Raw genomic sequence first — 9005 nt, 5'->3', positions numbered from 1 at the left:
CAGAAGGCAGAAGGCAGAAGGCAGAAGGCAGAAGGCAGAAGGCAGAAGATTGTTGTCCCGCTCGTAGGGGCGAGGCATGCCTCGCCCAATGTCAACCATTTCCAACACCTTGACAGGTCAGGTCCAAAACCTGCCAGAGAACCTTGACCCTGGTTCAACTTTGAACCGTTACAATGAAAAGCATGCTGTCAGGCACCAACCTCGAACACGCCCGCCTCCACAACCGCCGGGTGGTGCTGGAAGCCATTCGCCTTCACGCCCCCATCTCCAGAGCAGATGTGGCCCGCAAAACCGGGCTCACCCTGCAAGCCGTTTCCAACATCGTCACTGAACTCACCGAACTGGGGATTGTGCAGGCCCTCGGGAAAAAGCATGGTGGGAGGGGTCAACCTCCTGTCGAACTGCAACTGGACCCCAATGGTGCGTATTCCATTGGCCTGCATCTGGACCGCGACCATGTGATGGGCCTGATCATGGACCTGCAAGGCAAAGTCCGGCACAAGGTGGTCCATGAAATCAAATTCCCTCAACCAGAGCCCACCTTGAGGCTGCTCACTGAGATGGTCCAGCAATTCAGGACCGCAGAGGGCATCCGACCAGAGCGCATCTGGGGGGTGGGGGTGGCCCTGCCCGGTCCTGTGGACGCAGATCGGGGTTTGTTGCTCTCTCCTGCAAACTTTCCGGGCTGGGACGGGTTCGCTTTTCGCGAGGAGCTTGGCAAGCATTTTCAATTGCCCCTCTTCCTTGAAAACGATGCCACATCAGCAGCCATTGGAGAGCGCTGGTACGGGGCCGGACGGGAGCATCAGGACTTTTTCTACATCTATTTTGGGGTGGGCATTGGCGGTGGGATGCTGCTGGCCAATCAACCTTATGGGGGTGGATGGGGCAACACCGGAGAAATCGGGCACATTCCTGTCGAATTGGACGGCTTGCCTTGCAGTTGTGGGGGCAAAGGTTGCCTTGAACGCTATGCCGGGCTCGGGGTCCTGTACGACATGCTGGAACAAGAAGGCATCACCATCACCCATCCCGGTGAACTGCAAGCCCTCCACCAGCAAAACCATCCTGCCCTTCAAAAGTGGCTGAAACAGGCCGGGCAATACCTTGCCATGGGCATCGTGACCCTCGAAAACCTGATGAATCCAGAGGTGGTCTTTCTGGGAGGACGTCTTCCTGATGTGGTGCTGGAAAGCCTCTTGCAGGAAATCCGTGTGCACACAGAGCAACGTCGCATGACCGGAATGGTGCGTCACTCTGAACTCAAACAGGCAGCCCTGTCTTTCGAGGCCGCCTGTTATGGTGCAGCAAGTTTGCCGTTGTTCTCTGGGGTGTCTCCGACCACTGGAGTGTTGTTCAAGGGAGGACAGTGACAGTGCTGTGGGCTTTTTTGGGTTGATCTGGACTTTGAAGGACATCCACAAACCATGAATCCAGCATGAAAACCCCATGAGGATTGATGGTATGGTGTTGCCTGTATGAAATTGGCACAAAAAATCTCTGTATTGTTGTTTCTGAGTGTTCCCGCCCTGACCGCCCATGCACAAACCCACCAACTGGTGAAAACCAGAACGCTGGGTGAGGGGCGGCTTTCGTTTGTTTCCAACAGCCCGAGTGGAAAATACATGGTGCTCAGCACCTCCAAGGGCCTTCGTTTGGTGGAAAGCAGCACCGGAAACGTCAAATTGGAACTGGAAAACAACGAAGATGACGAGTACACCCCCATGGTGTTTGACTCCACCGAAAGCCATCTCGGGTTGTGTGTGGCCAGCACTTGCAGCATTTTGGATTTGCAAACCGGCAAAACATTGCAATCGGTGGAGATGGAAGAAGAACCCGAGGCAGTGGGTTTTCTCAATGGTGAACTGGTCTTGCAGGGTTATGAATCTTTCCAGTTCATGGATGTGGAAACCGGTGAATTGGCCGAATCTGAAAACGAAGATGGTCTGGAAGTGGTGCGCTTCTGTGATGACCGGGGCTTTCTGGAATCTGAAGGCACCCTTTACCACCTGAAAGACGATGAACTGGTGCCTCTGGATCTGCCTGTTTCGGCTGCAGCGGTCTACACCGATGAAACCTGTACTTTTGTCAGTTACCTGATGGAAGATGGGGTGCATCAATTGAACGTTCTCACCAATGAAGACACCCCGTTTCCCCTGCCCGTGGCAGGCCTGAAAGCAGATGCAGTGCTGGACCTCAACCCGAGCCATCTGGCCTATGTGCAACAGGGCGTTGTGTACCTGCATGATCTGGCTGCAGGCACCTCCATCAAATTGCCTTTTGATCGGGGTTACATTTCCCTGAATGCCAACACGGTTTACAACTTTGGTCCCACTTTCATGACGGTGCTGGACCTGCAGGGCAAAAGCATGTGGAAAAAAGATTTCACGCCGAGCATTTTCTCCTTGCTGCTTGATGGTCAAACCCTCTGGATGGACACCAATGAGTATGGTGCACATGCCTTGTCCAGCATGAACCTCAGCACCGGTGCCCTGACCAAACATCTGGAGCTGCAAAAACAGGCTGCTTTTCTGCTCTCCAAAGTGGGCAATGACCTGTTCCTGACCAGTGCACAGGTGTCCAGATACAGCCCCAAAACCGGCAAAGTGGTGAAGTTACCTCAAAAAGTTTCGCTGTCTTTTGATGCTCCTCCTGTGTATTCCAAAGCCGCGCAGGGCAAGTTTTACTTCCGCGCTGACAAAGGCATGATGGTGCAATTTGATCCAGCCACCAGCAAGAGTGTGGTGATGGGCAAGCAGGCCATGAAAGGTCTGGCGGTGTCCAGCAAAGCCACTTATGCTTTTGATGGCAAAGGCATCGTTTACCAGTACAACCCCAAGAAAAACACCTTTGACAAAACCAACATCACCATTCCTGCCAAAGACGTGTACGACCTTGTGCATGACGTGAAAAACAACCGCCTGTATGCGGTGGCCAACAACACCCGAAAACTCTTTGTTTACGATTTCAAGACCCGCAAGTGGGGCAATGTCCTGACAGGCACACAAGCCTCCACCCTCACCTTGAGCCCCACAGGTCAGTTTCTGGTGCTCAAGGGACAAACCGAAGCGCAACTCTGGAACACGGCCAAACTCACGGCTGCCACAAACGTTGTGAAGGCTTACGGGCTTTCCGGTGTGGAACTCAACAGCAAGGAAGACACCCTGTACATTTCCCATCAGGAGGGCTTTGTGGACGTGTACACCCTCAAAAAGAAGTGATTTGATCCTCTGGAAACAAAAACACCCACAGGTTTTGTGGGTGTTTTTGTATTGCAATTCAAATGGAAGCCTGCATGACCTGCAAAAAGGCTTCCACCACTTCAGGATCAAACATGCTTCCAGAGCACCTCTGGATCTCCTGCGCTGCGGCTTCCTGCGTGAATGGCTCCTTGTAGGGCCGTTTGGACACCAGAGCGTCATACACGTCTGCAACAGTGAAAATCCGGGCCAGTCTGGGAATGTCGCGGTATTTCAGGCGCAGGGGGTACCCGCTGCCATCCCACTTTTCGTGGTGGTGCAAGACCACCTCTAAAGTTTCGATGGGCAAATTCGGGATGTTTTTCAGCATGGCGTAACCGATTTCGCTGTGCCGCTGGATTTGCCGGAACTCCTCTGGGGTGAGCTTTCCGGGCTTCAGGAGAATGTGGTCCGGGATGGCAATTTTTCCGGTGTCGTGCAGGTAAGCGCCCCATTTCAGGGCATTCATTTCTTTTTCCGTGAGGCCCAGTTGTGCTCCCAGTTTCAGCGAGAGGTCCACCACCCGGTCCGTGTGGCCTTTGGTCTCGTAATCCCGGTACTCCAGAGCCATCCCGAGGGTGCGCAGGGTCTCCTCACGGCTGAGGGTGAGTTGTTCGATCAGGGTGCTGCGTTCCAGCGCATGCGAAATGCGGTCTTTGACGGCCTCCAGAATGTGAATGATGCGCTCATTGAAGTTCAGCACATCTTCGTTGGCCCCGAGCACCATCAATCCCATCAGCTTGCCGTTCAGGAGCACTGGGACCAGCAACAGCAGATGTGAAGGCAGCATGCGGGTGGGCTGGTAGGCTTTCAAAGCCCCGGTCAGTGCATTGAACAACCAGAGGGTGTGTCCCAGCAGATGCGTCGGGTTTCTCAGGTGGGTTTTCAGGCTGTCTTGCAGGAGGTTCAGGGGCAATTTGCGTTCGCCCATTTCGTGAACGGTCCAGAGTTGCTCGCGTTGCACCTCCAGATACCAACTGCTGGACAGGCCCAGCACGGTGTTGAAGTGCTGCATGGCGCACTCGATCACCTCACGGGGATGAACCGCTTTCTCCAGGCTCTGGGCCAGTTGCACCACCTGCTGGGCGGTGCGGGCGGCCTCCAGCAGGTCCTGACGGGCATCGAGTTGCTCGGTGACATCTTCCACCATCACCATCTGTGCGGGGTGACCGTGGTAGGTCAGGCGGTGGCGGTAAATCAGCACTTTCAGGCGCACCCCGTCGCGGGTGATGTGGTGCCAGATGTCATCGGCAGGGATCAGGTCCTCGGGGTGTTGCCGGATGTTGTGCATCACTTTTTCACGTTCGGAAGGAGGACGGATGTCCAGCAGGTTCATGCTCAAAAATTCTTCACGGCTGTAGCCATACTTGTACAGGGCGGCCTGATTGACGTCCAGAAACTGCAAGCTCTGCTCATCAAAGATGTACATGGGTTGCGGATTGGTCTGAAAGAGTTGCTGGAATGCCCCTTCCATTTGCACCGTCTGGGTGACGTTGCGTCCACGCACCTGCACCTCTTGGCCCACCGTTTTCCAGCTCCAGGAGATGTGCAGCACCTGACCATTCTGGTGCATGCAACGGTTCTGGAACATGAAACCCTCCCCCTCAGAAGAGAGCAGTTCAGCGGCTTTCAGGGTGGCTGCAAGGTCGTCCGGGTGCACCAGCAGTGTGTAGTCCTGCCCGATGAGTTCTTCCCGCGTGTACCCGAGCAACTGCAAGCAGGCATCGTTGACCTGTACGATTTTTTCTCCATGGGCGGTCAGGAGGAGGTCTTCGCTGGAGGGCATCACCAGCACGCCTTTGGATTCGGTCGCACTCGGGGTTTGCAGCAGCAACTGGCGTTGCAACCCGAGGGTCAGGGCATGGACCACCTCTGCGGCTTTCTGCAGTTCTTGAAAATCAGGGTGATAACCACTGCTGGACGCTGCATAAATCAGGCCCAGAGGTTGGTGGGTGAAGGGCAGGGCACAGCAGTACAGGGCGCCCATTTCGCAAGCCCCCATCAGTTGTTGCTCATGCACACCCAGTTCAGACACCTGCTCGGTCCAAGTGAGGGTGAGCGTCCGGGCGGCCAGCTTTCCCAGTTTGTCCTCTTCCATGTTCAGGCGGGTGCGCTGGACCAGCATTTTTTCCTCATGGGTGAGCCCGAAAGTGCCCACAGGCATCAGGTGTCCTGCGCTGAGGTGCGGGTCAGGCACCCAGATGGCGGCTTTGCTGCAATGCAAAGCCCGGGCGAACATCTCAGCGAAACTGTCTTCGGATTGGTTGGGCCAGTCAAGGGCCAATTCTAAGGCGGTGGAAAGGTGGGGAAGCACCATTTGCATGGCCATGGTTGTCTCCTCAATGGTGGTTTTTGCTGGACGTGCAGCACATCTGTGGCAAAGAGGAAGGGGATGTGCTTCCATGGTACTCCACAGTTCAATGCACAGGATACTTGGCATTCATGGACCAAGTGTGACTCTTTTCTCAAGGTCAAAACACAAACAAGCCCTTGTTTTCATCTATAATGCAGTTGCGCAAATGAGTTTGGCGGATCTTCTCTGGCGCAATTCAGAATCACTTCTCGCTGTCAACTGTCTACCGTAAACTGTGAACTTTTCCGAACGAAGACCTGAAAGCACACCGTCTCCTGTGATCTACAATCAGCAATGTGATTTTGTTTTGACACACCTGACGAAATGTCAGCAAATGACATTCATGTTTTTGAACATGTATTGTGCTCCTGTATGATGAATCCATGCACACCATCTTGTTGATTGAAGACGACCCCCTGAGCCGTGAAGTCCTGCACGAGTTGCTGGACCTCTCGGGCTATGGTGTGCGGGTGGCGGAAACGGCAGAAGCCGCCCTCGGACAGATTGAGGGCTCTGATCTGGTGATTGCAGATGTGATGTTGCCCGGCATGTCCGGCCTGGAATTCACCCGCTTGTTGCGTGAAACCCACCCCGAGTTGCCGGTTCTCATGCTGTCTGCTCTGGCCCGCCACACGGATCAATCTGCAGGCATGGGGAGTGGGGCCACCCTCTACATGACCAAACCTTACGACGTGCATGAACTGCTGCGCCAGATCGAAAAGTTGCTCAAACGCGCTTGAAATCCAGCTTCAAAAAGACCTCGACCACCTCGGGGTCAAACATGCTGCCCGAGCAGCTCTGGATCTCCTGCAGGGCCGCCTCATGCGCAAAGGGCTCTTTGTAAGGCCGTTTGGACACCAGAGCGTCGTACACATCCACCACAGTGAAGATCCGGGCCAGATAGGGAATGTCGTGCTTCTGAAGGTTTTTGGGGTATCCGCTGCCATCCCATTTTTCATGGTGGTGCAGAACCACCTCTAAAGTTTCAGTGGGCAGGTTCGGGATGTTTTTCAGCATGTCAAACCCGATTTCGCTGTGTTTTTTCACCTGTTCGAATTCTTCTCGGGTGAGTTTGGCAGGCTTGAGCAGAATGTGGTCCGGGATGGCAATTTTGCCAGTGTCGTGCAGGTAAGCGCCCCACCTCAGGGCGTCCATTTCTTTTGCATTGAGGCCCAGTCGTTCTCCGAGTTTGAGTGAGAGGTCCACCACCCGGTCGGTGTGGCCTTTGGTTTCGTAATCGCGGTACTCCAGAGCCATCCCGAGGGTGCGCAAAGTCTCCTCACGGCTTTCTGAAATCTGTTCCAGATGGAGCATGCGTTCTGACACATGGCTGGCCCGGTCCCGAATGGCGTTCAGCAACTCCAGGGTGTGGTGCTGGATGTGAAAGGTCTGGTTGAATCCCAACACCAGCGTTCCATACAGGTTTTCGTTCAAAAGCACGGGAAGCACCAGCACATCATGGGGATGCAAAGCCTCCTGCAAAGCGCATGGGCGGAACCACCGTTCGATGGTGCTGTAAACCATCGGGTTGCCTTGCAAAACCTCCTGAAAAGGCTGATTTTGCAGGTGGTCGATGTGTTCTTTGAGCATTTCGGTAAAGGTTTTGCCTTGCAGACGGGTGGGGTGTTTGATTTCATAACCCTGACCACGGAAACGCACAAACAAACCGTAATCGAAGGGCAGGCAGTCCAGCCTCTGGGTCAGCACCACGTCCATCACGCCGGTCAGGTCGGCGGCGTGCTCCAATTCGGCAGTCAGGCGCACCATCTGGCGGGTTTGTTCCAGCGCGTTGCTGAGTTCCTGTTGGGTGACCCGCTGTTCGGTGATGTCAATGCTGGAGGCCACAAACCCCGAGTAATGGCCTTGCAGGTCATGGAGCAAACTGAATGAGGTGCTCATCCAGCGCCAGCTTCCATTGCGGTGTTTCAAACGGTGTTCGGCCTGAAAGCTGTCTTTGTGGGACACCACCGCTTCCCAGAGCTGTTGTTTGAGCAGTTCGGTGTCTGCTGGGTGACAGACATCCCAACCCAGAGCCATCAACTCAGGTCCGTTGTGTCCAAGGATGTCTTCGCAACTGGGCGAAAAAGACAGGGGCTCATTGCGGGCATTGAACATGGCAATCAGGGACAGAGAATTGTTGGCAATGCGCTGCAAAACATGCTCGGCCCGTCTGAGGTGATCCTCTGGCAGGGGTTTGGAGGTCTGGGTCACCATCACCAGTACCGTTTCTTCCTGATTGAACAGCAACGGCACCTGAACGTTTTCCGTGTTCGGCAGGTCGTTGTTGGTCCCTTGCAACATCTGTTCGAGGCTGCAGCCAAACCATTTCAGGGCTGCACCATTGGCCTGCAAAATGCGCTGGTCTTCCATCCGGTAAATCCACATGGGATGCTGGGACTGCTGAAAAATCAAGCCCGAGGCTTGCCTGCTGCGTTCGATGGCCTGCTGCTGCAACGTTTGAAAGGTCACGTCTTTGAAGGTGAGGAGCCACAGGTCGTCAGGCAAGATTTGACCCTGCGCCTGCACCCAGAGCGGATTCCCCAGCACGCAATGGGCTGTGAATGTGGTCTGAAAGGCTTCACCCTGAGCCAATTTTTTCAGCAAACGGTCGGGCTTGTGGTCGCAAACCACTGCCAGAAATTCGAGCAGGGTTTTGGATGGACCAGCACGGTTTCCACCAAAGCCCTGTGCTGCAGGATTCATGTACCTGAGGTGGAGTTCATTTCTCACCGGATCACAAAGCAACACGGGATCTGGCAAGTGCTCCAGCATGGTTTGAAACAGCTCTGGTGTGGAGGGTGGAAGGCTCAAAGCAGTCTGGGGATGCACATGGGCTTGCAACGCCATCAAGATCCGCTGGACTTTTTTGAGGGTGAATCCATCTGTCCGAAAAGCATCTGGGCTGGACACGAACACGGCACCTGATTGCAGATGCACCGCTGCCAGCAAGTGTCCTGACCTTTGCAAAGGATGCCCTGTACCCGGTTGAATCCTGAATTCCAGAGGTGGGGCGGGCTCTGGAAACGGCACCCAGTCCATAGGTGGGTTGTGGTTTTGTCCGACTGCACACACGATGCTCAAGGAGGCAACCTGAGCCTCTTGAACACACAACCACGCAGCAGTGCCATTCAGGGCCTGCATCAGCCGCTTCAAGAGCAACAACATGTGTTCTTTTGGAGCAGGGGTCTGAAACAAAGCAGGGGTCATCTCGGGTTGGGGAATCATTTGGGCCTCTTGGGCGAATCTTGATGGGGAAGGGGAAAACCCATCACTTTAGGGGATGATCTGAAGGGCCATGGACAGCTTGGGCCTGGCAGAAAAATGGAGACAAATGGCCCCCAGAGCAGCTTGAGTGCATTTTCCACAAAAAGTGTGGCGCAACTGTGACCTGTTCTCAAAAAATGTGTGTTGCA

Annotated in this window: 5 protein-coding genes; 3 read left to right on the top strand and 2 right to left on the bottom strand. The window is 54.6% G+C overall.

The features are described 5' to 3' along the window. The first annotated feature begins 182 nt into the window (after window positions 1-182). Both Q371_RS12205 and Q371_RS12200 read left to right on the top strand, forming a co-directional pair. Window positions 183-1373, top strand: coding sequence for an ROK family transcriptional regulator (locus Q371_RS12205; protein WP_169743836.1), 1191 nt, complete (start codon window positions 183-185; stop codon window positions 1371-1373). A 105-nt stretch (window positions 1374-1478) separates the two neighbouring features. Next, window positions 1479-3221: a hypothetical protein gene (locus tag Q371_RS12200; RefSeq protein WP_034340947.1), complete on the top strand. Its 1743-nt coding sequence runs from the start codon at window positions 1479-1481 to the stop codon at window positions 3219-3221. A gap of 58 nt (window positions 3222-3279) precedes the next feature. Here Q371_RS12200 and Q371_RS25700 read toward each other — a convergent pair whose 3' ends face one another. Next, the gene (locus Q371_RS25700) at window positions 3280-5568 is read right to left on the bottom strand and encodes an HD domain-containing phosphohydrolase (protein ID WP_051964174.1); all 2289 of its coding nucleotides are present in this window, start codon (window positions 5566-5568) and stop codon (window positions 3280-3282) included. 407 nt (window positions 5569-5975) lie between these two features. On the opposite strand from Q371_RS25700, the gene Q371_RS12190 reads away from it, so the two are divergent. Then, window positions 5976-6332, top strand: a complete 357-nt coding sequence (locus Q371_RS12190; RefSeq protein ID WP_051964171.1) for a response regulator transcription factor — start codon at window positions 5976-5978, stop codon at window positions 6330-6332. On the opposite strand, the gene Q371_RS25695 is transcribed toward Q371_RS12190, so the two are convergent. Beyond that, window positions 6319-8817 (bottom strand): HD domain-containing phosphohydrolase, encoded by a 2499-nt coding sequence (locus tag Q371_RS25695; RefSeq protein WP_051964168.1) that lies wholly within the window; start codon window positions 8815-8817, stop codon window positions 6319-6321. The genes Q371_RS12190 and Q371_RS25695 overlap by 14 nt on opposite strands. Window positions 8818-9005 lie beyond the last annotated feature (188 nt).

Source organism: Deinococcus misasensis DSM 22328 (assembly GCF_000745915.1).
GTDB lineage: Bacteria > Deinococcota > Deinococci > Deinococcales > Deinococcaceae > Deinococcus_C > Deinococcus_C misasensis.
This window is presented reverse-complemented; position numbering and strand designations above follow the sequence as displayed.

Bases quoted from the DNA above. Each gene is read 5' to 3' on its own strand.
- Q371_RS12205 (WP_169743836.1), top strand. From the start codon at position 183: ATGCTGTCAGGCACCAACCTCGAACACGCCCGCCTCCACAACCGCCGG.
- Q371_RS12200 (WP_034340947.1), top strand. From the start codon at position 1,479: ATGAAATTGGCACAAAAAATCTCTGTATTGTTGTTTCTGAGTGTTCCC.
- Q371_RS25700 (WP_051964174.1), bottom strand. From the start codon at position 5,568: ATGGCCATGCAAATGGTGCTTCCCCACCTTTCCACCGCCTTAGAATTG.
- Q371_RS12190 (WP_051964171.1), top strand. From the start codon at position 5,976: ATGCACACCATCTTGTTGATTGAAGACGACCCCCTGAGCCGTGAAGTC.
- Q371_RS25695 (WP_051964168.1), bottom strand. From the start codon at position 8,817: ATGATTCCCCAACCCGAGATGACCCCTGCTTTGTTTCAGACCCCTGCT.